The organism is Desulfosporosinus orientis DSM 765, assembly GCF_000235605.1.
GTDB lineage: Bacteria > Bacillota > Desulfitobacteriia > Desulfitobacteriales > Desulfitobacteriaceae > Desulfosporosinus > Desulfosporosinus orientis.
The window spans coordinates 2,405,300-2,425,801 of sequence record NC_016584.1 but is presented as its reverse complement, the minus strand read 5'-3'; the positions used below and the strand labels follow the sequence as shown (position 1 = coordinate 2,425,801).

Genomic DNA, 20,502 nt, shown 5'->3' with positions numbered 1-20,502 from the left:
GAAGAAAAATTGTCAAATATGAAGGGGTATTTAGAGTGAAAATTAGTAAAGAAATGCTAAAGGGAAGCACCGTAATTTTACTACTAAGTTTATTAAATCGTGAACCTATGTATGGCTATCAGATGACAAAGGAAATTGAAAAGAAATCCAGTGGAGTATTTACTTTTAAGGAGGGGACACTTTATCCTATTCTACACTCATTGGAAGCTGATGGCATGATTGAGTCCTATTGGTGGGGAGACAAAGGAACTCGTCAGAGGAAATACTATCGAATTACCAGTGCAGGAAAGGGCCTTTTAAAAGAAAAAGAACAGGAATGGATAACCTTTCGTTCAGCAGTTGATAGAGTCATAACTGGGGAGGTCTATGCATGGTGATAACCGAGAGTGATAAGTTTCAAGTATATATCAATGAAGTTTGCTCGCAAATAAGCTTGCGTGATGCCCATCAGGAAATCAAGCTTGAGCTTATGTCCCACCTTCGAGAAGGGTGTGATGAGTATTTGTCCCAAGGCTTTTCAGACGATGAAGCAGTGAGCAAGGCAATTGCTCAAATGGGAGATGCAGCCCTTGTCGGAAAACAACTGGACAAGGTGCACAAGCCTAAACAAGAATGGAGCATCCTGGCACTAAGCCTATTGTTTGTAAGTACGGGCCTATTGGTGTTGTACTTTATGGGAAACCAAGGTCTGCTTACGACTTCATTTTTTACAAAGGGTTTGCTTTATACTACGCTTGGAGTGTTTATTATAGCTGGGTTGTATTTCTTTGATTATAGAAAGCTGGAGGCTTATTCTAAACATATTTACGTGGGTACCATATTGCTGCTGGCTATAACATATTTTTCAGGTTTATCAATTAGTGGTAAACACTGGTTGCAAATAGGAGGAGTAACCCTGGACGTTGCAGCAATATCTCCGTTATTGTTTGCAATAACTCTGGCAGGCATTTTAAACAAATGGGATTGGAGCAAATCCAGAATGTTATTGTCTGGATTATTATTATGTGTAATGCCATTGGTTTTCATTTTGCTTAATGGTTCATTAGCTGCCGGGGCCATTTATTTCATAACTTGTATGGTATTCTTAATTGTTTCAGGGGCAGGATACAGGATCGCTTTATTGCTAATGGGTCTGGCAGGGGGTACAACTGCTCTGTCAATTATCAGCAAGCCTTACATACTTCACAGGTTAACTGCATTTATTAATACTCATGCAGATCCATTGGGAAGCAGTTACCAAACTATTATGCTGAGTAATTTAATTAGTTCCTCTGGGTATTATGGACAGAGCTTTACATTTGATACAAGGGGCATACCTGCTGCCCATACTGATTTTATCTTTGCTTATATAAGCTGCACCTTTGGATGGATTGCGGCAATAATATTGGCGGTTCTAATTATGATGTTCTTAATACGTATGACACGGATTGCAGTTATAGTGAAAAACAATTATGCCAGGCTGCTTGCAAGTGGGTTAGCTGCTATTTTTGCTGTGCAGTTTTTATGGAATATAGCCATGAATCTAGGTTTTGCTCCTATTAGTGAGGTCGGGCTGCCCTTCATCAGCTATGGCGGTTCGCAGCTCATCATTAATGCTTTGGCAGTGGGGATAATTCTCAGTATTTACAGGAGAAAAAATGGCCCTATCGACAACCAAGGTGGTCCGGTTAACCTTTAAGACCGCGGAGCTCACGATAGGGGCTGAATACAATCTTTCAGGTGGTCAAAAATAATACCCAGAACGTCTTGTTCCAGGTATTATTTTGAACTTGAGGGGGTAATGTCCTAATATCTCTAGGCGGTTTGGCATGACCCGTCTTGAAGTCTTAATTGGTCACAATCTCCGCTCCCGCTCCCACTCTGGTCAACTAAGGCCGTCTGACAGGATCCGTCTCTTAAATGAAGCTTTAACAGGTCACGATCACAAGCACCATTACCTGAAGCAAATGCAGAACCCACAGATACCAGCATCGATCCCATTAACACTAAAGTGAAGAGTAATTTTTTCATTTCATTTCCTCCCATACTATTATTTTAGGCAAAATTTTAGCCCTTGACCTCCTAACCTTCCACCACCACCTTTCTGGATTAGTAATAGTTTAAATCATGGGATTTCAGTTAATCTCAGCCTGAAGATCTTTCAAATACTCTAAAACCTTCGTCAAAGCAGCTAAGCGCAGTTGCTGCTCCTCCTGGATGTTATTAATGGCTGTATTTGCTGCTTCACAATCCCCCTCAAGCCGGGCTTTAGACAGTAAGGCCACCTGCTCCTGAATCTTCCCCTTATGCTCATTAATTTTTTCCCGCTCTTGACTAAGAGTTTGAATCATCGCTTGATACCGCAACATATCTTCGGTACTGATATTTTCCGATTGTTGCAGTCTGTTTTGAATTTTAAGCTTCAATTCCTCAGAAGAATTAATTATTTCTGTTCTAACACTTGTTGTCTCAGCAATTTTTGATCTGACTTGTTCCATGTTGCGCATAAGTTCCTGATTTCTTATTTGATTTGCCTCTTTATTTCCTTTTACTTGATTAGTCTCGCTGCCCTGATTAGTTGTCCGCCGGCTGTCAATCTGCTGACCAAGGCCGGAACTTCTCTGACTATCCTGAGTATTTTGCTCTTTACCTGGGCAGCCTTGACTATCAGAACTATGCTGTACTTCACTGGTTGTTTGCCTGGAGGGCTGGCCAACCGCTGAAGCAATTCTACCGAATCCGATTATCAACAAACAGGCCAGGACAAAGATAAAGCTATTTTTTATCTTCAACATATTGTCAACTCCCTTGCCATTCAAAACTTAATTCTGAATCCGGCACATCTTCCAAATTTTTAAGACTCTCAATAAGTTTATCAATTTCCCCCGTCAACTCCTCCAGGGTTTCTAATTTTTGGGCATCTGTATATGCATTATTGGACTTGGTAATTATGGTAATATCTCCGTTTGGTTCATTCCGAAGAGACTCCCCAACAGCCTGGGAAGTTGATTCTTCCGTTGTGTTTGATTCCGGGAATTTAATATCGCCGGGGGGGCTCAACGTCTTAGTGCGGTTCACCTTGTCTGGCGCCAAGTTGTTGTCCAAGCCATTTGGCTGGCTGTCAACAATTACTTCTGATGGAGGAATGTCTATACTTTTGGCGCAAGCCAGACTGCCAAGAAGACATAACCCAAAGACAGTTGTAATTAGAGCAAGCCATCTCTTCATAGTCCACCCCTTCTTGCAGATTAATAATTAATATAAGCTACTGCCCATCTCTATTAACTCTACTTTAAACTCAAGTTGTAAAATCGCCATAGATTAAATGTAAACAATTTGTAAAAAAAAAATAATTGTAATTTTTAATCTAAAAATCAACAGGCAAAGTGAATATGACTGAAGTTCCCCTTCTCTCTGTACTTTCAGCCCAAATACTTCCCCCGTTTAACTCAATTAAATTTTTGGCGATGGATAAGCCGAGTCCCGTACTTTTATCTTCCGAGTTCCGAACTCTGTCGGAACGATAAAATTTTTCAAAAATATAAGGCAAATCTTCCTCCGCTATCCCGATACCGTTATCACAAACTGCCAGGCGGACATGATTACTGTCTTGCTCCGCGTTTACGATAATTTGTCCCTTTGCCGGGGAATATTTGATTGCATTACTAATGATATTAATTAATACTTGTTTTAAGGCTGAGGAATCAGCCCTAACATAAAGCTCTTGGGCCACACGGTTAATTATAGATAACTCTTTGTTCTCAGCTTGGGGGCTGAATACAGCCAAAACACCTTCCACTAGCGCAAATAAGTTAATCCGTTCCTTATACATTTCAATTCCGCCGGACTGAAGCTTAGCCAGGTCTAACAAATCGGAGGTTAACCTGATCAAACGCTTAGCTTCATCCTGAATTAGGAGTAAATACTCGCCATGGTTTTCCGGTTCTATGACACCGTCAATAATGGCCTGTACAAATCCATTAATTGAGGTCAATGGCGTTCTTAGTTCATGGGAAACATCGGCAATCAATTCCTGTCTCATTTTTTCTGTTTTTTCTATTTGATCTTTCATGTTATTAAAGGAGTTGGCTAAGCGGCCAATTTCATCTTGGGAGAAAATCACTGTGTGATCGGCTTTTTCTCCGGCAGCAATTTTGCGTGCTGTTACTTCCATTTCTTTAATGGGTTTGGAGATTCTCCTGGAGTTTAAATAAACAAACGGCACACTCACGATTATCATGGCTACGGCCACGGCCCAGATAATTAGGTTCATGCGGGCAATATTTTGATTGAGGTTATTGATCGGAGAAATCACGAGGATTGCCCCTTCGACCTTGCCGTTAATAGTCAAGGGACTGCCTGAAAATAAAACATAGGTGCCGAAACCTACTGAGTACTGTTCCTGGCGGAAAACCTTCCGGCCGTCCAGCACCAACTTTAAATCCTGAGCAACAAATTCTTCATTTAGACCACTTAATAATAATTTCTGATGCTCTGCAAAATGCTCTTTATTGATTTTTAGGACATAAATCACCGACTCTGTACTGTAACCCATGGCATTGACCGCAGAGTTAAGTTCCTTCTCTGAAATTAGTTGATTATAGTAATCCTGGGCTAAACTATTCGCTCTTTGGGCAACCGACTCAAGATGTTCTCTCTCCTCCTTAAAAACAGTATTTTTATAAATATTGGCAACAATGAAAGTCATAGATGTTATCACGAAAATAGTAATTAGCAGGTAGGTGACTAATAGGCGTAAAAATATACTTTTTAACATCCTATTGGACCTCCATTTTATACCCAACACCCCATATTGTTTTGATTTTCCAGCCGCCGGTGGTATTCTTCAATTTTTCTCTGAGACACTTGATGTGCACATCGACAGTTCTTGTATCTCCGGCATTATTATAATCCCAAAGTTTCTCTAGAAGCTGTTCTCTCGTAAAAACGATATTTTTATTCTTGGCCAAGAAATGGAGCAATTGGATTTCCTTCGGTTTTAAGTCAACCTCTTGCCCATCCATTCTTACTTGGTACTGATCCATATCGATGGCCAAATTGTGAATAGTTACAACATTTTTTTCCTTGATGTTTCTTATTTCCGAAGTCCGTGACTTTAACCTGGCCTTCACCCTGGCCACCAGTTCCTCCGGATCAAAAGGTTTAACAATATAATCATCGGCCCCTGCGTCAAAACCGGCAATCTTATCCTTAATAACATCCCTGGCACTTACCATAATGACCGGAATATTGTGTTCAATTTTTAAGAGCTTACAGACCTCCCAACCATTGATCTCGGGGATCATAAGATCCAGTAAAACCAAGTCGACTTTAGTTTTTTGGATTAGATCAATAGCTTTGCTGCCATCATGACAAATAGTTGTTTCGTATTCTGCTTTTTTTAAATACAGGTTTATTAATTTACATATATTTTTATCATCGTCCACAATTAGGATATTAACTTTATCCACTTAATGTCCTCCTCCCAATATAATGTTAAAATTTTAATTTTTTATTAATGTTTATAATATCATACTTTTTTTCTAACATCTTCCTTTTCAGAACAAGTAATAAGTTATAAATATAGCGGAATATTTTAGATAAGTAATATCCAATTTAAACCACTACTGAATTTGGCAGTTAATCTAAAAAAGAAAAAGACCACTTATGATAAATGACAGCATTTAACAAAGGTGGTCTTTTTACGCAGCTTGCTGAAACTGAATATCGCTAATAGCCTATACTTTTGCATCAGTCGGAAAATGGCTGTGAAGTTTATAACTACAAAATATCAATATACTCTCCGGCAAGTGCTTTGTTCATACTTCGTATTGCGCAAAACTTTCCGCACATGGAACAGGAGTCTTCATGCTCGGGCTTCCTGTCAGCGCGGATTTTTTTTGCCGTTTCCGGATCTATGGCGCACTCCCACTGTGCTTCCCAGTCAAACACCCTTCTTGCATCCGCCATCCTATCGTCAATTTCCCTTGCCCCTCTTACACCTTTGGCAATATCTGCTGCATGGGCAGCAATCTTTGTGGCCATAATGCCTTGCTTTACATCCTCTAAATTCGGCAGCGCCAAGTGTTCTGCAGGTGTCACATAGCATAAAAAGGCGACACCTGCTGAAGCCGCAATAGCGCCTCCGATTGCCGATGTGATATGGTCATAGCCAGGTGCAATATCCGTTACCAGTGGTCCTAATACATAAAATGGTGCTCCATTGCAAATGGTCTGCTGGATCTTTATATTGGCAGCAATCTGATCAATCGGCATATGCCCAGGTCCCTCCACTATTACCTGGACATCCTTTTCCCAGGCTCTTTTGGTAAGCTCGCCCAGGCGCACAAGCTCCTCAATCTGGCATACATCCGAAGCATCTGCCAGGCAGCCCGGTCTGCAGGCATCTCCCAATGAGATAGTCACATCATGCTCACGGCAGATATCAAGAATTTCATCGTAATACTCATAAAAGGGGTTCTCTTCACCGGTCATAGACATCCAGGCAAATACCAGAGAGCCGCCCCTGGAGACGATGTTCATTTTTCGTTTATGCGTTTTTATCTGTTCTATAGTTTTTCTTGTAATGCCACAGTGCAGGGTAACAAAATCAACCCCATCCTCGGCATGAAGCCTTACGACATCAATAAAATCTTTTGCTGTCAGGGTGTTTAAGTCTCTCTGGTAGTGGATAACAGAATCATAGACCGGCACTGTTCCAATCATAGCCGGACATTTCGCTGTCAGCTTTCTGCGAAAAGGAATCGTATTTCCGTGTGAGGATAAATCCATGATTGCGTGAGCACCCATATTAACCGCTTCCATCACTTTTTTCATTTCTATATCATAATCCTTGCAGTCTCTCGAAACACCAAGGTTTACATTGATCTTTGTTTTCAGCATTGAGCCGACTCCCTGGGGGTCGATACATTTATGTTTTTTGTTCGCACAGATGACTACTTTCCCGGCTGCAACTAATGGTATCAGCTCTTCTGCCGTCATCAACTCTTTATTTGCCACTATTTTCAGTTCCTCGGTGATAATTCCTTTTCTTGCCGCTTCCATCTGCGTTGCATATTCTCTCATGGCTATTCCTCCTCCATATAGATAACTTCCACTTATGCCCCTGCTTCTTTAAGCGGCGGGATAAGTGGCACTATGTTTAATGCTCCCTTTGGTATTCACGGATTAAACCTCCTCAATTTCCAATGGATTGTCAGCAATATCCTCTGCGGTTGCCTTATACAGTTCATCCAGAAACTGGACCTGAAAACTTCCGGGAGCGTCCGCTTTGTTTTCAGCCCGGTTTCCCGCTAAATTGTAAACCGCTGTGGAAGTAAGTGCCGCAATAAAGGGCGAGGCGGCCGCTGCGTAGACCGCAGCCACTCCCCCTAAGGAACAGCCAAACCCGGTAATTTTCTCCATAAAGTGGGACCCTCCCTGAGAGAAGACTATGAGGTTACCGTCGGTTATTAAATCCGTTTCGCCCGATACCGCAACAGCCCCGCCTGTCCACTTTGCCAGGGCAACAGCCGCAGCTTTGGCGGCATTGACCGAATCCGTAGAGTCAACGCCGCGGACATTGGATACATCCGTACCGCCGTCCAACCCCCACAAACCAGCCAAAGCGATAATTTCCGAGGCATTTCCTCTGACCACAGAGGGTTTATAATCTTTAAACTGCCTCAACAGCTGAGTTCTAAGGGTGCCGATACCAATCGCAACCGGGTCCAGGATCCAAGGCTTCCCCGTATCGTACAAGACCTTGGCTGTATGGGGTAAAGTCTCCTCATAAACCGGCAGAAGCGTACCCATGTTTATGTAGGTTGCTCCGCCGGCTTTTGCCAAAAACTCGCCCTCATCAGGCAGATAAACCATAGCCGCAGATCCCCCGACAGCAAGCTGTGCATTAGCCACAAAATTCATCGTTACTGTGTTGGTGATCGACCCTGCCAGAGGATTTGTCCGTCTTACAGTTTCAACTGCCTGAATTATTTGGTTTTGAATCTCCTCTTTGTTAACCATTTATATCTTCCTTTCTCAGTTTCTATAATAAAAAATGCCCTCCTTTAGCAAGAAAAGCACTTTTTCATCATTGACAATGGACTGCTTCCCTACGCCAGTGTTAACTGACAGGTTCTAAGGGTCAGGTTTTACCTTCTCAACTCCTAAGAGTCCCCCCGCAATTTATTCAGTTTTTATAATAAAAAAATGCTCTCCTTTAGTAAGAAAAGCACTTTTTCATCATTGATAATGGATTGCTTCCCTACGCCAGTGTTAACTGACAGGTTCTAAGGGTCAGGTTCTACCTTCTCAACTCCTAAGAGTCCCCCCGCAAAATATTTTATTTTTTACATACTATCTCTTGTTGCTTTCCGTGTCAAGCCTTGTACCAAGAATCTTACGCGCGTAAAATTCTTGGTACAAGCCCGGCCGCTTACCCCCGCCCTACTTTACATTTTTGTGTTTTAAGTATTTTTCGAATTGCTTTAGACTATGGGAAAAGTTTGCTCTCCCAAAGCCCATTCTGAAATATTGCCCTTCATACGAGTAGACAGATGAAGGCAGTAACAAAACACCGCTTTCTTCGACTAAAGTATTGCAGAACTCTTCGATAAGTATCTCAATGTTCATCAGTAAATTCGTGTTTACCAAAAAAACTTCCAGTTTAAAATCACCAACCTTCTGGTCCATTTTTACAAAGACACACACCTTTAATTGTAAAGGACGGTTCTGAAGGGAGATCTGATTGCAGGTCAATGTGAATAGGATTAGACACATCCAAGGTTTTATCAATAAATATTTTGATTCCCTGATGTTGATACTCATTATAGAACTTAGGACTTTTAGTTTTGTTGCCAGCCTCTGACCTGAGTCTGTTGATGAAACCCTTTCAAGTGTAGGCAAGTTCTTTTTTTACAATTAAATTCCCACCATTTTTTAGAATGATATCTCTTGCTTTGTCTTCAACTTTGAATTCCATACACTTTACCTCTTAATCCTCTACTCTGTTTGCTCTCCCCTTAACGGCAGGTTATATTTTTCCGGATCTCGCTATCTTGCATTATGCAAATTAAGCTCTGCCTCATCTTCGTCAGCATCCCCATTTACAAAAAAGCAGCGCTCCTTTAATATGATAAAATTAGTTCTGGCTTCATGAAGTTCCAAGCCACGGTATTCTATTAATGCGTTAATCAATATAAGTAGTCCACTTACCGCATTTATTACACCAGTATATAGCGAAGTCTAATGTATCATCAGCTGCATCTAAATCGGAAGTAAAAATTTTACCATCTTTAATAAATCCTATATCCCTTCGCCAGACACTAAAGCTTTCCGCTTCACATTGCGGACATTCAGAATCACATTTCCCAACATACTCAAAATCATCAATTGTTATCCCGTTATCTTGTAAAAATTGAACGATGGCTTTTTCATAACCTACATCTGAAAGCTCAATAAAATCTTCTAGTTTCAAAAATTCACTCATGTAAAGCCTCCTCGTATTCCTGTTAAACTATTTCGTTTAAATCATAGATATTTAGCTATTCCTCCCACCCAACCTTCGAAACCGGCCTCCTTTTGGAAGCATCGCTACTCGACCACCAGCTAGCTGTATCCAGGCGGCTATTTCTTCTTGAGCTTAGCAGGGCGCGAGGTAAGTAGGGCGATAAAATTTTTCGGAATGCAGCTTTCAAGTTGGCATGGTTAAAAGTCTTTTAACTTCCTCAACTGATATGACTTCTGCAAAACGTTTATTCCAGATCTTATAGTTATAAAACTCATATAGTTTCTTACCAGTGAGATACTCATTATCAAAAGTTGTGTTTGTATCTTCTGGAATAATTATTTTATATCCGTAATCAAAGGCACTTTTGCAAGTAGCATCAATACAATATTCTGTTTGGAGCCCTACCAGTATAATGGTATCTATTTCTTTTCGGCCCAAATACTCCTTTAATCCAGTTTTATAAAAGGCGCTGTTATACTTTTTTTCAAAGATAAATTCATTCTCATTAGGTGCTATTTTAGAATAAATCTGCCATCCATCTGTGCCATGTTCAAGTTCGGTGCCTTTTCCGTCATCATGACGTACATATAGAACTTCTTTTTTATTATCTCGTGCAGTTGAAATTAATTCTCTTATATTTTCGATTATTTTTTCTTCATTATAAGGATGTTCATTTATCAACGCGCTTTGAACATCTACCACCAACAATACAATATTATTCATAGTACTTACTTCCTTTACTTAAAGTTCCCCATCGCTCCGGGCATCCCAATTACTGCATAATACGATCGCTATATTCAATTCTAATTTCTTCGTGCTGTTAATAATTGATGCCTTATACCGAAGTGAAAGAGCGGCATTTTCGCCTTTTTCCAGGCATTTTGGGCATCCTAAAAAACAATCTCCTACAGGATATTTTTCGCCGCATTTAATGCAATACATCGATGCAATTTCTTCGTCCTATAAAATAGTTTCGCATAATTAGATTATAAAAGAGGCTTTTCTATTTGAATAACGAATATATCAAATAGCAACTATCGAAAACATCGATTATAAAGAAGAGTGATCTACAGTATGGACTATGAGCTTTTAAGAACCTTCATTTGCTTAGCTAAGCTAAAAAACTTTACCAAAACAGCGGAACAGCTCCATGTGGTTCAATCTACCATCACCAGCAGGATTAAACAACTGGAACATAATATTGGTGAAACCTTATTTATCCGCACGAATAAAAATGTTGTACTGACAAATGCGGGAGAAATTTTTCTTCCCTATGCTAAAAAATTATTAAGCATACATGCATCAGCTATTTCTAGGATTAAAGCTCTGGAATTATTCAAAGATACGCTTAATATAGGTGCTGTTCACTCAATTTACGATTGTCATGTTCAGGACATGATTCTTAAATACATACAGCGAAATAAAAGAATTGCAATTAAAGTCACTATTGAACACAGTGAAGACCTGATACAAATGCTTCATGAGAATCAGCTAGATATTGCATTTACATATTTGGACATTAAATCTTCTCAATTGATATGTGAACCATTCTATAGCGACAAAATCATATTGGTTACAGGTTCGCAGAACAGTTCCACTGTAAGCGCTATCACAGACGACGAGCTTAGAAATCTGCCTTTATTATCCTCTGCAATTCTGACGGAACCATTTCAAGAATGGTTCTACTCGGTTTTTCCGAAAAACTATGTATATCCACTGGATATCAATATTAGCAGCAACATTATTACATTTTTAAAAGAAGGAATTGGCTATAGCTTTATGATAGAGCCCGCCGCCAGGAGGTTTCTGGAAGAAGGTTCACTAGTGGAAGTAAAGCTTCTCGAAAGGATACCGCCAAGTATGGAAAGCTATATTTTAATAAACCGGCAGCGAATCAATTCGGAAGCAGTAAGTCGATGGCTGACTGAGTTTATGCCTTCCTTTTAAATCTGTTATGCGGAAAGAAAACTAGCCACTGTTGAAGGATGCATAATGGGCGGAAATGATGAAATTATAGAATTACCCCGGCAAGGGGGAGAACCTTCCTGGGCTTGTACATCTATTGTCTCCATAATCCAGGCAGCATAGCGCTGCCCTGAAACTTTCTCAGGGGCCAGAGCTTTCTTCCTTAACTTGTTTCTTGTCCATCTAAGGAACTAAATATGCTGCAGCTTTCCCCAGCCACTGAATACGTCTGCGCGAATAAAGGGTATACTAATCTTCAAGAAATGCCTGGCCTACCGATCCAGCACAGGCTTTCACATCTCTTTTGTCTTAACTTATAGTTCCATTGGCAACTGACATGTATGTATTAACTCAGTTTGTTAAATATTCCTTTACCGTAGCCTGTTTTATTAAAAGTGAGCATATCAGCCTATGTTGGTAAGAGGTGTAGAGTTCATGACTATCTTAATCCTACTCTTAATCGGACGTATTTTCTTTGCGCTAACTTTTATCTTCAGTGGTATCACCCAGTTAATAAATTATAAAGGTACTGTTCAGCTTATGTCCACTTCAGGTGTACCTTTTCCAAAGTTTTCAGCAATTGCTTCGAGCTTAATGGCGGTAGCAGGTGGCATCGGTATAGTGTTTCACGCCTACAGCCTGTATGGTTCAATTATGATTATCCTGTTTTTGCTACCTGCAACCTATTTCGGCCACAAATTTTGGGGTGTTAAGAATAAAAAAGAGAAAACCAATCAGATGCAGCACTTTATGAAAAATATTTCGTTAATCGGTGGGGCAATTATCATTGCCCTGGCATCTTTTTATGGTAAATAAAAGCTTAAAGTCATTTTCTTCTGTACTAGTTGCCGATAGTTAAGTTCTGGGCAAATAAGTTATTTCTATATTAATAGAATATAGTTTTGCGCTCCATAGAAAAACCTATAGATGATCACCGTTTTAGCCGTTTCATCCACCTTATAAACCAGAACATAGTTATTAATTGTTGCCTTGCGATAACCATCTGCTTCTAAACGAACGTCATGGCATCTTTCATACATAAGCGGATTACTTTTTAAAAAACCATAGCATCTTTCAACTTCATCCAAGAAAGCTGCTGCAACCATGGGATTATCGAGCTGTACAGCGATATACGAAACGATATTGTCCAAGTCTTCATTAGCAAATTCAGTAACTACAAGCCTATACATTGTATTTTTCTCGTATGCTTTTTATTGACGCATCTCCGTCCAGTACTTTCCCCATAGCTATCTGGGCTTCAGCTGCTGCTAATTTGTTGTAAACATCAAGCATATATAGTTTTTCTTCATACATTTTTACGCTCATAATGACCATGTCTCCATATCCGTTTTTGGTTATATAGATCGGCTCAGTTGCTTCTTTGCACATTTCAGAAATTTCGCTTGTATTTTTTAAATCTTTAATCGGGATAATACGCGGCATCTATTATCAGCTCCTTTATGGTATTATTATACCATAATTGTGACCTTGATATTAAAACATTATTTAAAATGTCCTTATTGCCTTTTAGCATTGCAATCATTCATTTTCGAGTTCTCCTTTTGTCTTTATAAAATCTTATTTTCAGAAATAAACAGGCCTGCTAGTGTAAGTACAATTCCGAATACTGTAATACTCGTGATTTTTTCCTGCAATATGATGATGGAGGTAACAACAGTTATTACAGGAACCATATAAATATATACACTGGTTTTTACTGCACCCAATATTTTAACTGCTGAGTTCCATGTTACAAAGCAAAGTGCTGATGCACCAAGACCCAAGAATAATATGTTAAATAAGTTCACAGGCTGAATCAGCAGGTTAATGATTGGATTAAATCCAAATATAAATAATGCAGGTAACATAAATACCAGTCCGTAAAAGAAAATTCTGCGTGTTGTTTGAATCGTATTATAATGAAACCCACTGATTTTCTTTGATAAGATGGAATAGGCAGCCCATACAGCGGCAGCTAAAACAGCCAATATGTCGCCGAATGGGTTTAACTTAAAAACACTGTGTCCATTAAAGCTAATCAGAAAAATTCCTACAAGTGCGATAAGAAAGCCCACTAAAAATTGTGGTTTCAACTTCTCACCATCTAAAAACAGGTGTGCTAAGATAGCGGTAAAAAAGGGGGCAATGGAAATAATTACACCTACATTGGAAGCAAAGGTATACGTCAGGGCTATGTTCTCCAATAAATAGTAAAGTGTGACACCACATAGGCCAGCCGCAACAAAATACAATTCCTGTTTTCTTTTCTTAATTTTAAGCCTTTGAGGGTATACAAGTGTCAGCACAATCAATCCTATGGTAAATCTCAAAAACAGTATTTCGATTGGGGAAATCGCCTTTAAAAGCACCTTTGTTGATATAAAAGTGGTCCCCCAAATAGCAATTGTGATAACAGCAAATAAATGTCCAGTAATCTCTTCTTTTCTGTCCATGAAAATCCTTTCTGGTAAATATCTCTAACTTTAAATATCTTTAAAAATATTCATATACTGCTTTGGCGTCAGCCCAATAAATTTCTTAAAGAAATTTGAAAAGTGACTTTGATCGGTAAAACCCGTCTGCAATGCCACATCAATCGGCAATACGCCTTGCTCCAACAGTTTTTTTGCTTTATCGATGCGTATTGTTTCCAAATAACTGTAGGGCGAGATTCCTTTTTGCTTGGTAAAGGAGCGCAGTAAATAATACTTACTCAACCCTGTTAGGTTGCTTAAGTCATCTAAAGTGATATTCTTCATGTAGTTTTTCTCTAAAAACTCACAGATGGCCTTGGCTTCCATGCTTTGTTCGGATTTCAGTGACAGCATCTCCACTTCTGTATATTCTTCAACTAACTGCTCCAAAAGCAAAAAGAATATTTCTTCTTTTCTGAAATCCTGCTCTTCCTGCATAATCACCAAATGCAGTTCCCTTAATAGTGAAACCAATTCGCTATGAAATACTACCTGTGTTGTAAAATAGGGCAGATAGTCCCTTCCCGTTATTTCAAAAACTGCTTTACTCATAATTTCCGGTTGAATATTGATACAGCGATAATCCAGCGTTTTACCGTCAATTTGTTCGCAAGTATGGTTATCGCCGGGATTGAACAGTAATAAGTCTCCAGGCTCTATGGTATACTCCTTGTTTTTACAGGATAAATATCGCCTGCCGTTTTCAATAAATCCAATTACATAATACTCATGAAAATGGTTAGGGAATTTTTGCATAATCCCTTGAAAATGATATGCTTCAATTTTTAGTTCCACATCAAATCTCACTGTTCTTATTTCTTTTGCCAAGAGTTTACCTCCTTCCTAATTATTTATTTGATATTCAGTGTACCAGATGTCTCAGCTTCATTCTTGTATGATATTGCTCTTTGATAGTTGCTAAAAAGACAATCTTGTTTCTGGTCAACATATAGAAACAAAGGCACCAGAATTTTCTGTCCTGATGCCTTTAGATTTTCCTGTATGATATTGTAATTTTGACCAAAAAATCAAGCTGAAATTTGCACTTCTTTGCCTCGATTTTTCTCATTTTGGGCTCAAAAACCACAACGTATTGTGGTCAGACACCCTTTTTTTCTCGACCACAATTCGTCATCATTATTATCGTCTCAACATGCCTTGAGGAGATAAAAAAGATGCCATATTTCTATGGTATCCCCTTGGCGGCGGGGTATCTTTCAGAAACAGTCGCTTGGTTTTCAATTATTATTTCTGCCATTTATCGGTTAGAAAATTCTTAGCGTAACACTTTGATTAAATCATACTATTTTTGCATTGCGGAAATTGACGCTTCCAGAGCGGATTTGCAGCCGGATTGACTAGGATTGCTTGCCCGTAGCTCCGATAATAAAGTATCGATTGTGCCATCAATCTGAGTCCATTTTACAGAATCTTTTGGTTGAAGTGTTGATTGTGCATCATCCCATGCTGTTTCCAAATCCTTAATACGTGTTTTTGCACTCGACAAATCACCTTTATTTACAAGGTCTAATGTATCCTGTTCAATTTTGATAAAGCTTGACAAATCGCCGAGCGATACACTGGTCGAGGCGGACGGCGAACTTTGTGAAGTTTCCGGCTGAGAAAATATTTGCTGACTGGAATCGGTTGAAGTCGGTGAATTATTTTGCGTGCCTGCATTTGTCCGTTCAAGCACCGAAAGTGAATTATCAATTACTGATTTGCATTTTGCAGGATCGGTGGTTGTTCTGACGCTTGTCAACACCTGATCAAATGTGCTGTCAATAGCCGTCCATTGGCTTTGGTTCTGTGGACGAAGTGTTCCTTCCTGCGAGTCCCAATCGTGTTCGAGGTTATCTGCTTTTGCGCGAGCATCTGTAAAATCGTTTGCAACAACATAACCTCTCATATCCGTTTCGGTGCTGATAAACCCGGCAAGCTCGCCGGTTAAGTCATTTTTGTTTGCAATAGTCTTATTATGGCTGCTTGCATATACCCCTATGAATGCCCCTGCGGCCAAAAAAACGCAAGTCATTGCAGCAATCTGCACGATAAACTTTTTTGAAGTTGCTCGGTTTTCTGCTGCTTTTGATTTTTCATTCAAAATTCTATCTATCTTCGAAACCGATATGAATAGGACTACAAGCAAAATCGCAGAAAGGAAAATAACGCTAGTAACTGTTGCTCCAAGCCCCAAGCCGCCTAAACTCTTGGGCTGCGACAGGTAATCTCCCAGTGATGCGCCGAGCGGACGGGTAAGCACATAGGCAATCCAAAATGTAAGAATGGAATCGAATTTAAAAACCTTCCAAGCAATAAATGTGCTGGCAATTATGGCAAGAACTATAAATCCAGTAAGAGTATATCCTAATGACAGCTCCTCCGCCACATAATCGCCCGTTGCTGTTCCGAGAGCGAATGTGAAGAGTATTGCCAACCAGTAAAATGCTTCTCTTTTTGCTGTATATATTGAATGAATGGAGAGAGTTTTTTCACTTAAAAACCAACCCACAAATGTTGCTGCCAAAAGAACTGTGAACAGGATAACGCTTGTTGTCAATCTGACATTCATGTTTTCAACCATGTTATCGGTTACCAATGTACCAAAAACACTGATCAATACAACCGTCAGCCAGTAAATGCCGGGAACATACTTCTTAGTTCGAAATTGAATAAACAATACAATTGCGAATGCAGCACCCATGATTATTGAGGTCAGAGTAAGTCCAAACCCTAGATTTATATTTAAGAAATCTGCGAATGTTTCGCCGACAGTGGTACATAAAACCTTTATTATCCAGAAAAAGATGGTAACTTCGGGGACCTTGCACAACATATCCCGACCAAATGATTTAGTGGCCGCAACTTCACCGGAAAAGGATGGTTTTCTACCGTTATGTTCCATTTATGAGCCCTCCTTAATTCTTTATCTTACCTCTCCAATTTGTCTTCCGTTTTTGAATTTAAGGTGTCATTAGCTTAAGTAAATGCTATTTTTGTTCGAAATTTAATAAATTAATATTTGCCTCACTGCATAAGTCGCCCCCCACTCCTTCTAAAAAAGTTGTTTACTGAGCTTGCAGTAATCGGGAACTTTACGCCCCCTTACAAAATATACATTGCATAGATTAGGACAAGATGAAAATAAAATTAAGATTTCTTAATAAATCTAGGCCTTCCATGAAAATAGAAAAATCCGCTCTAATCAGAACGGATTTAAGGTGCTGCCGGAGTTAATGGAAGTTCCAGCGAAAAAATAGTACCATTGCCGACCTCACTGCTTACTTTTAGACTTCCGCCTACCAGATGAGCTAGTTTCTGAGCTATGGCTAGTCCCAACCCTGTGCCACCTAATTCACGGCTTCTACCTTTATCAACTCTGTAAAACCGGTCAAAAATGAATTTCAAATGATCCTCCGATATACCGTTACCGTTGTCACTAACCAGAATTCTAGCCCAACCAGGGCGTCGTTCAATGTTAACCTCAATTTCCCCGTGGTCAGGCGTATATTTGATGGCATTGTCCAATAGATTCCACAGAATTTGCTGAATAGCATCTGAATCTGTATAAGCATCAGTGTTAACCGGGATATTCCATTTTAACTGCTGATGCTTGGCCACTGCTAAAACATTCATTTGTTCAAGTAAAGGTACCAAGGTTTCGTATAGATTAACTGTTTCCAAACGGTTTTTAATTTTGTCACCATCTGCCCGTGCTAAAAACAACAATTGCTCAACCATGCGAATAAGCCGGTCTACTTCTTCTTCCATACCTTCCAGCACTTCTTTGTAATAAGTGGCGCTGCGGTCTTTTTGTAAAGCCAGGGATATTTCTCCTTTCATAACAGTAAAAGGCGTTCTCAGTTCATGGGAAGCATCCCCCGTAAACTGTTTATATCCCTCAACGGCAATTTCCAGTCGGTCCAGCATTCGATCCAGTGAGCTAGCCAGCCTTGCAACTTCATCATCCCCTGGAATGTCCAAACGTCTGTGTAATTCCTGATCAGTAATTCTTTCGGCAGCGGCTGCGATACCAGCTATAGGAGCTAATGCTCTTCCGGTTATCAACCTGCTGGCTAAAAGGGTAATTATAAAAAACAGCGGTGCCAATATTACTACAGTCGCCATTAACATGTCCAGCACATTTTCTATGGTTTCGAGTGATTGGCCGGTCTGCACGAAACCAACAACCTGACCGGAATTTTTGATTGGCAAAGTGTACACCCTGATTGGCTCATCATCATTAACTCTGGTCTGATCCTGAAATCCTGGATTACTAATACTTCGGATATTCACAGGTAATTCATTAACAGGCCCCCAGTGTCCCTGGACCTGCATTTTTTTGTCAACTATGCGCACAAATTGGCGTTGTTTTTCCAGATTAACAGTAGGAATTTCTTCATGATAAATGATCTTGTTATGATTTATAGCAATGTCCGCTGAAACCTGTTTCGCCATTTCGGTCAAAGAGCTGTCCACCTGATGATATATCCAGCTTCGCATAACAAAATAAACGAGAACCAGCGCAACCAGAAATATTGCAGACATAAAAACAGCATTAAAAAGTGAAAGGCGGGACCGTAAAGTTACCGGCTTTTTTATTTTCATTTGTTAGTACCACCCTGAATTTTATAACCTGAACCCCGAACAGTCTGAATCAACTTCTCCTCAAAGGATTCGTCTATTTTTCTGCGAAGCTGCCGGATATATACATCAACCACATTGGACTGGTTTAAAAAATTGTAATCCCAGATATGCTCCGCAATGATGGTCCGGCTGAGGACATGACCGGTATTTCGCATGAGCAGTTCTAAAAGAGCAAACTCACGGTTGGTCAGTTCTATTTCCTTCCCGCCTCGAACTGTTCTACGGGTGACCAAGTCTAATTTTAAGCCTCCAATCTCCAATGTATTCCCTTTACCATCTGTCCACCGCCTCGATAGGGCCCTGATTCTGGCAAGCAGCTCTTTAAAGGCAAAAGGTTTCACAAGGTAATCATCTGCTCCGGCATCCAATCCCTCAACTCTGTCATCAACTGCATCCTTGGCTGTCAGCATTAAGACAGGAGTATCGATATCTTGTTCCCTAATGGTCCTGCAAAGTGTTATGCCATCCATTTTAGGCATGAGAATGTCCATAATTATGAGATCATAATTGAAGCTTGTTATCCAATTAAGACCTTCTTCACCATCATAAGCCACATCAACTGCGTGAGCCTCTTCTTCCAAGCCCCGCTTTATAAATGAGGCAATTCGTTTTTCGTCTTCTACGATTAGAATGCGCATAAGCAACCCCCGATTAACGGCACTACTTTAAAAATGAATTATCACGATTAATACAATGCTAATATTAGAGTGCTTGTGAGTAAGCATTGTTATCCTCAACCCATCCAGTCCGGCTCACATAAAGTATTTTATATGGGTTTAATTAAAACTAAATGAATTAAAAATGAAGATTTTTTAATGAAACATCTTTTGTTGGTGTGGAACTATGCCAATGGCAAGGATATCTCGGAAGTTCCAAAAGTAACCATATTGAGTTGAAGAGTATTGGAAATACTACCACCATCCATATCTGTAAAATAATAGTTATTATCCCCTATATCTCCGATGTCATCTATAAAACGGGTAAAAAAACCGGGTCGAATAAATTCACTTTTTCAGCCCGATTATTACTCATTTTTTGCTTCAAAACCGCAACATATTGTGGTTAAACTCTACTTTTTTTCCTCTAAACCACCATTCGTCATCAGAATTATACTGTATTAAATCCACGACCAATAAATTCGGGCATATCAAAATCAGCAATGTATTTGCTTGTTGACCCTTTGGTCTTGTGTCTTTGTTTGTTGCAAATACCCTCCTTTCATATCCTTTGATTTAGTGATTATATGTCTTATCTCTTTGAAGCACGTGCATAGCTTTAATCTCTATCTATTTCATCAGAACTTATGTCGCAAATACATGCTGACTCCGAGCCGAAGAACACTACTGATTACTATATATCCAGCAATGATGTAGGCATAGTTATTCATTCCGAAAAAGGAAAACACACAACATGCTAATATACTAAAACCCTGCGTTACGTCGATTGTAATACTGGATGACTTTCCAACTATAAACTGATTTCTCTCATCGAATTGAGCATTATGGAATTGTTGTAAACCCTTGTCGCTTGTTTCTATCTTCTGTACTTTCAAAGCAACTGTCATAAATATTATTCCGACAGCTAGCAATCCAAAACCAGACCAAATCATACGATGAGAAATAGCATTATCACTTTGTAAAATGGCTCCTACGATAATGAATATGATTCCCAATAAAGCAATCATACCGTAATAAAAAATCGTTTTAGTTTTAGTATTCATATTAAATTACTCTCCTTCATAAATAAAAATATCTTCAATCTTACACAAAAAAATCGCTGCAATTCTATATGCGAGAATGATAGATGGATTGTATTTTCCAATTTCCAACGAAGTAATCGTTTGACGTGAGACGCTTGCAAGATCTGCCAACTCCCGTTGCGTCATACCTCTTTCCTTCCTATATTCGGCAATTCTATTTTTCATTT

General features: G+C 39.5%; 23 protein-coding genes and 2 riboswitches. Of the genes, 4 read left to right on the top strand and 19 right to left on the bottom strand.

Going from position 1 to position 20,502, the window contains the following annotated elements; all coding sequences use genetic code 11:
* Positions 1-35 precede the first annotated feature (35 nt).
* Together DESOR_RS11325 and DESOR_RS11320 are read left to right on the top strand one after the other, a co-directional pair.
* The gene (locus DESOR_RS11325; protein WP_014184733.1) at positions 36-377 is read left to right on the top strand and encodes a PadR family transcriptional regulator; all 342 of its coding nucleotides are present in this window, start codon (positions 36-38) and stop codon (positions 375-377) included.
* Positions 371-1,678, top strand: coding sequence for an FtsW/RodA/SpoVE family cell cycle protein (locus DESOR_RS11320; RefSeq protein ID WP_014184732.1), 1,308 nt, complete (start codon positions 371-373; stop codon positions 1,676-1,678). The genes DESOR_RS11325 and DESOR_RS11320 overlap by 7 nt, the downstream gene beginning before the upstream one ends.
* Positions 1,679-1,794: 116 nt before the next feature.
* Here DESOR_RS11320 and DESOR_RS11315 read toward each other — a convergent pair whose 3' ends face one another.
* The 10 genes from DESOR_RS11315 to DESOR_RS11270 form a co-directional block, all read right to left on the bottom strand.
* Entirely contained in the window at positions 1,795-2,010 is a 216-nt protein-coding gene (locus tag DESOR_RS11315; RefSeq protein WP_014184730.1) for a hypothetical protein, read from the bottom strand.
* 104 nt (positions 2,011-2,114) lie between these two features.
* Positions 2,115-2,774 (bottom strand): hypothetical protein, encoded by a 660-nt coding sequence (locus tag DESOR_RS11310; RefSeq protein WP_014184729.1) that lies wholly within the window; start codon positions 2,772-2,774, stop codon positions 2,115-2,117.
* 4 nt (positions 2,775-2,778) lie between these two features.
* Positions 2,779-3,207, bottom strand: a complete 429-nt coding sequence (locus tag DESOR_RS11305) for a hypothetical protein (RefSeq protein WP_014184728.1) — start codon at positions 3,205-3,207, stop codon at positions 2,779-2,781.
* A gap of 139 nt (positions 3,208-3,346) precedes the next feature.
* Positions 3,347-4,756 carry a sensor histidine kinase gene (locus tag DESOR_RS11300; protein ID WP_014184727.1) on the bottom strand — a complete coding sequence of 470 codons (1,410 nt, stop codon included), beginning with the start codon at positions 4,754-4,756 and terminating at the stop codon, positions 3,347-3,349.
* A 1-nt stretch (position 4,757) separates the two neighbouring features.
* Complete coding sequence (locus tag DESOR_RS11295) at positions 4,758-5,450, bottom strand: response regulator transcription factor (protein WP_014184726.1); 693 nt, start codon at positions 5,448-5,450, stop codon at positions 4,758-4,760.
* A 310-nt stretch (positions 5,451-5,760) separates the two neighbouring features.
* A complete protein-coding gene (thiC, locus tag DESOR_RS11290; RefSeq protein WP_014184725.1) occupies positions 5,761-7,065 on the bottom strand; it encodes a phosphomethylpyrimidine synthase ThiC in 1,305 nt (434 codons plus the stop codon).
* Between the two features lie 102 nt (positions 7,066-7,167).
* Entirely contained in the window at positions 7,168-8,004 is an 837-nt protein-coding gene (gene thiM, locus DESOR_RS11285) for a hydroxyethylthiazole kinase (protein ID WP_014184724.1), read from the bottom strand.
* Positions 8,005-8,072: 68 nt separating this feature from the next.
* A riboswitch (TPP riboswitch) is annotated at positions 8,073-8,171 on the bottom strand.
* Positions 8,172-8,224: 53 nt separating this feature from the next.
* Positions 8,225-8,323, bottom strand: a riboswitch (TPP riboswitch).
* 104 nt (positions 8,324-8,427) lie between these two features.
* The gene (locus tag DESOR_RS29880; protein ID WP_174275422.1) at positions 8,428-8,886 is read right to left on the bottom strand and encodes a hypothetical protein; all 459 of its coding nucleotides are present in this window, start codon (positions 8,884-8,886) and stop codon (positions 8,428-8,430) included.
* A 283-nt stretch (positions 8,887-9,169) separates the two neighbouring features.
* Positions 9,170-9,469, bottom strand: coding sequence for a hypothetical protein (locus DESOR_RS11275; protein WP_014184722.1), 300 nt, complete (start codon positions 9,467-9,469; stop codon positions 9,170-9,172).
* 204 nt (positions 9,470-9,673) lie between these two features.
* Positions 9,674-10,213: a cysteine hydrolase family protein gene (locus DESOR_RS11270; protein WP_014184721.1), complete on the bottom strand. Its 540-nt coding sequence runs from the start codon at positions 10,211-10,213 to the stop codon at positions 9,674-9,676.
* A 351-nt stretch (positions 10,214-10,564) separates the two neighbouring features.
* Between DESOR_RS11270 and DESOR_RS11260 the strand changes: the two genes are divergently transcribed.
* Positions 10,565-11,437 (top strand): LysR family transcriptional regulator, encoded by an 873-nt coding sequence (locus DESOR_RS11260; protein ID WP_014184720.1) that lies wholly within the window; start codon positions 10,565-10,567, stop codon positions 11,435-11,437.
* A gap of 453 nt (positions 11,438-11,890) precedes the next feature.
* Positions 11,891-12,271 carry a DoxX family protein gene (locus DESOR_RS11255; protein WP_014184719.1) on the top strand — a complete coding sequence of 127 codons (381 nt, stop codon included), beginning with the start codon at positions 11,891-11,893 and terminating at the stop codon, positions 12,269-12,271.
* A gap of 65 nt (positions 12,272-12,336) precedes the next feature.
* Here the strand turns inward: DESOR_RS11255 and DESOR_RS11250 are convergent, their stop codons facing one another.
* The 9 genes from DESOR_RS11250 to DESOR_RS11210 form a co-directional block, all read right to left on the bottom strand.
* Complete coding sequence (locus DESOR_RS11250) at positions 12,337-12,645, bottom strand: type II toxin-antitoxin system RelE/ParE family toxin (protein WP_014184718.1); 309 nt, start codon at positions 12,643-12,645, stop codon at positions 12,337-12,339.
* Positions 12,638-12,898, bottom strand: a complete 261-nt coding sequence (locus DESOR_RS11245; RefSeq protein ID WP_014184717.1) for a type II toxin-antitoxin system prevent-host-death family antitoxin — start codon at positions 12,896-12,898, stop codon at positions 12,638-12,640. Before DESOR_RS11245 ends, DESOR_RS11250 begins: the two co-directional genes overlap by 8 nt.
* A 125-nt stretch (positions 12,899-13,023) precedes the next feature.
* Complete coding sequence (locus tag DESOR_RS11240) at positions 13,024-13,908, bottom strand: DMT family transporter (protein WP_014184715.1); 885 nt, start codon at positions 13,906-13,908, stop codon at positions 13,024-13,026.
* A 30-nt stretch (positions 13,909-13,938) separates the two neighbouring features.
* Positions 13,939-14,757 carry an AraC family ligand binding domain-containing protein gene (locus tag DESOR_RS11235; RefSeq protein ID WP_014184714.1) on the bottom strand — a complete coding sequence of 273 codons (819 nt, stop codon included), beginning with the start codon at positions 14,755-14,757 and terminating at the stop codon, positions 13,939-13,941.
* 475 nt (positions 14,758-15,232) lie between these two features.
* Positions 15,233-16,834 carry a COG4705 family protein gene (locus DESOR_RS11230; protein ID WP_014184713.1) on the bottom strand — a complete coding sequence of 534 codons (1,602 nt, stop codon included), beginning with the start codon at positions 16,832-16,834 and terminating at the stop codon, positions 15,233-15,235.
* A gap of 311 nt (positions 16,835-17,145) precedes the next feature.
* Positions 17,146-18,537 (bottom strand): sensor histidine kinase, encoded by a 1,392-nt coding sequence (locus DESOR_RS11225; protein WP_014184712.1) that lies wholly within the window; start codon positions 18,535-18,537, stop codon positions 17,146-17,148.
* Positions 18,534-19,214 (bottom strand): response regulator transcription factor, encoded by a 681-nt coding sequence (locus DESOR_RS11220; protein WP_014184711.1) that lies wholly within the window; start codon positions 19,212-19,214, stop codon positions 18,534-18,536. The genes DESOR_RS11225 and DESOR_RS11220 overlap by 4 nt, the downstream gene beginning before the upstream one ends.
* Before the next feature lie 656 nt (positions 19,215-19,870).
* A complete protein-coding gene (locus DESOR_RS11215) occupies positions 19,871-20,296 on the bottom strand; it encodes a DUF2178 domain-containing protein (protein ID WP_014184710.1) in 426 nt (141 codons plus the stop codon).
* A gap of 6 nt (positions 20,297-20,302) precedes the next feature.
* Positions 20,303-20,500 (bottom strand): helix-turn-helix transcriptional regulator, encoded by a 198-nt coding sequence (locus tag DESOR_RS11210; RefSeq protein ID WP_014184709.1) that lies wholly within the window; start codon positions 20,498-20,500, stop codon positions 20,303-20,305.
* Positions 20,501-20,502 lie beyond the last annotated feature (2 nt).

Bases quoted from the DNA above. Each gene is read 5' to 3' on its own strand.
- DESOR_RS11320 (WP_014184732.1), top strand. From the start codon at position 371: ATGGTGATAACCGAGAGTGATAAGTTTCAAGTATATATCAATGAAGTT.
- DESOR_RS11315 (WP_014184730.1), bottom strand. From the start codon at position 2,010: ATGAAAAAATTACTCTTCACTTTAGTGTTAATGGGATCGATGCTGGTA.
- DESOR_RS11310 (WP_014184729.1), bottom strand. From the start codon at position 2,774: ATGTTGAAGATAAAAAATAGCTTTATCTTTGTCCTGGCCTGTTTGTTG.
- DESOR_RS11305 (WP_014184728.1), bottom strand. From the start codon at position 3,207: ATGAAGAGATGGCTTGCTCTAATTACAACTGTCTTTGGGTTATGTCTT.
- DESOR_RS11300 (WP_014184727.1), bottom strand. From the start codon at position 4,756: ATGTTAAAAAGTATATTTTTACGCCTATTAGTCACCTACCTGCTAATT.
- thiC (WP_014184725.1), bottom strand. From the start codon at position 7,065: ATGAGAGAATATGCAACGCAGATGGAAGCGGCAAGAAAAGGAATTATC.
- thiM (WP_014184724.1), bottom strand. From the start codon at position 8,004: ATGGTTAACAAAGAGGAGATTCAAAACCAAATAATTCAGGCAGTTGAA.
- DESOR_RS11275 (WP_014184722.1), bottom strand. From the start codon at position 9,469: ATGAGTGAATTTTTGAAACTAGAAGATTTTATTGAGCTTTCAGATGTA.
- DESOR_RS11270 (WP_014184721.1), bottom strand. From the start codon at position 10,213: ATGAATAATATTGTATTGTTGGTGGTAGATGTTCAAAGCGCGTTGATA.
- DESOR_RS11260 (WP_014184720.1), top strand. From the start codon at position 10,565: ATGGACTATGAGCTTTTAAGAACCTTCATTTGCTTAGCTAAGCTAAAA.
- DESOR_RS11255 (WP_014184719.1), top strand. From the start codon at position 11,891: ATGACTATCTTAATCCTACTCTTAATCGGACGTATTTTCTTTGCGCTA.
- DESOR_RS11250 (WP_014184718.1), bottom strand. From the start codon at position 12,645: ATGTATAGGCTTGTAGTTACTGAATTTGCTAATGAAGACTTGGACAAT.
- DESOR_RS11245 (WP_014184717.1), bottom strand. From the start codon at position 12,898: ATGCCGCGTATTATCCCGATTAAAGATTTAAAAAATACAAGCGAAATT.
- DESOR_RS11240 (WP_014184715.1), bottom strand. From the start codon at position 13,908: ATGGACAGAAAAGAAGAGATTACTGGACATTTATTTGCTGTTATCACA.
- DESOR_RS11230 (WP_014184713.1), bottom strand. From the start codon at position 16,834: ATGGAACATAACGGTAGAAAACCATCCTTTTCCGGTGAAGTTGCGGCC.
- DESOR_RS11225 (WP_014184712.1), bottom strand. From the start codon at position 18,537: ATGAAAATAAAAAAGCCGGTAACTTTACGGTCCCGCCTTTCACTTTTT.
- DESOR_RS11220 (WP_014184711.1), bottom strand. From the start codon at position 19,214: ATGCGCATTCTAATCGTAGAAGACGAAAAACGAATTGCCTCATTTATA.
- DESOR_RS11215 (WP_014184710.1), bottom strand. From the start codon at position 20,296: ATGAATACTAAAACTAAAACGATTTTTTATTACGGTATGATTGCTTTA.
- DESOR_RS11210 (WP_014184709.1), bottom strand. From the start codon at position 20,500: ATGAAAAATAGAATTGCCGAATATAGGAAGGAAAGAGGTATGACGCAA.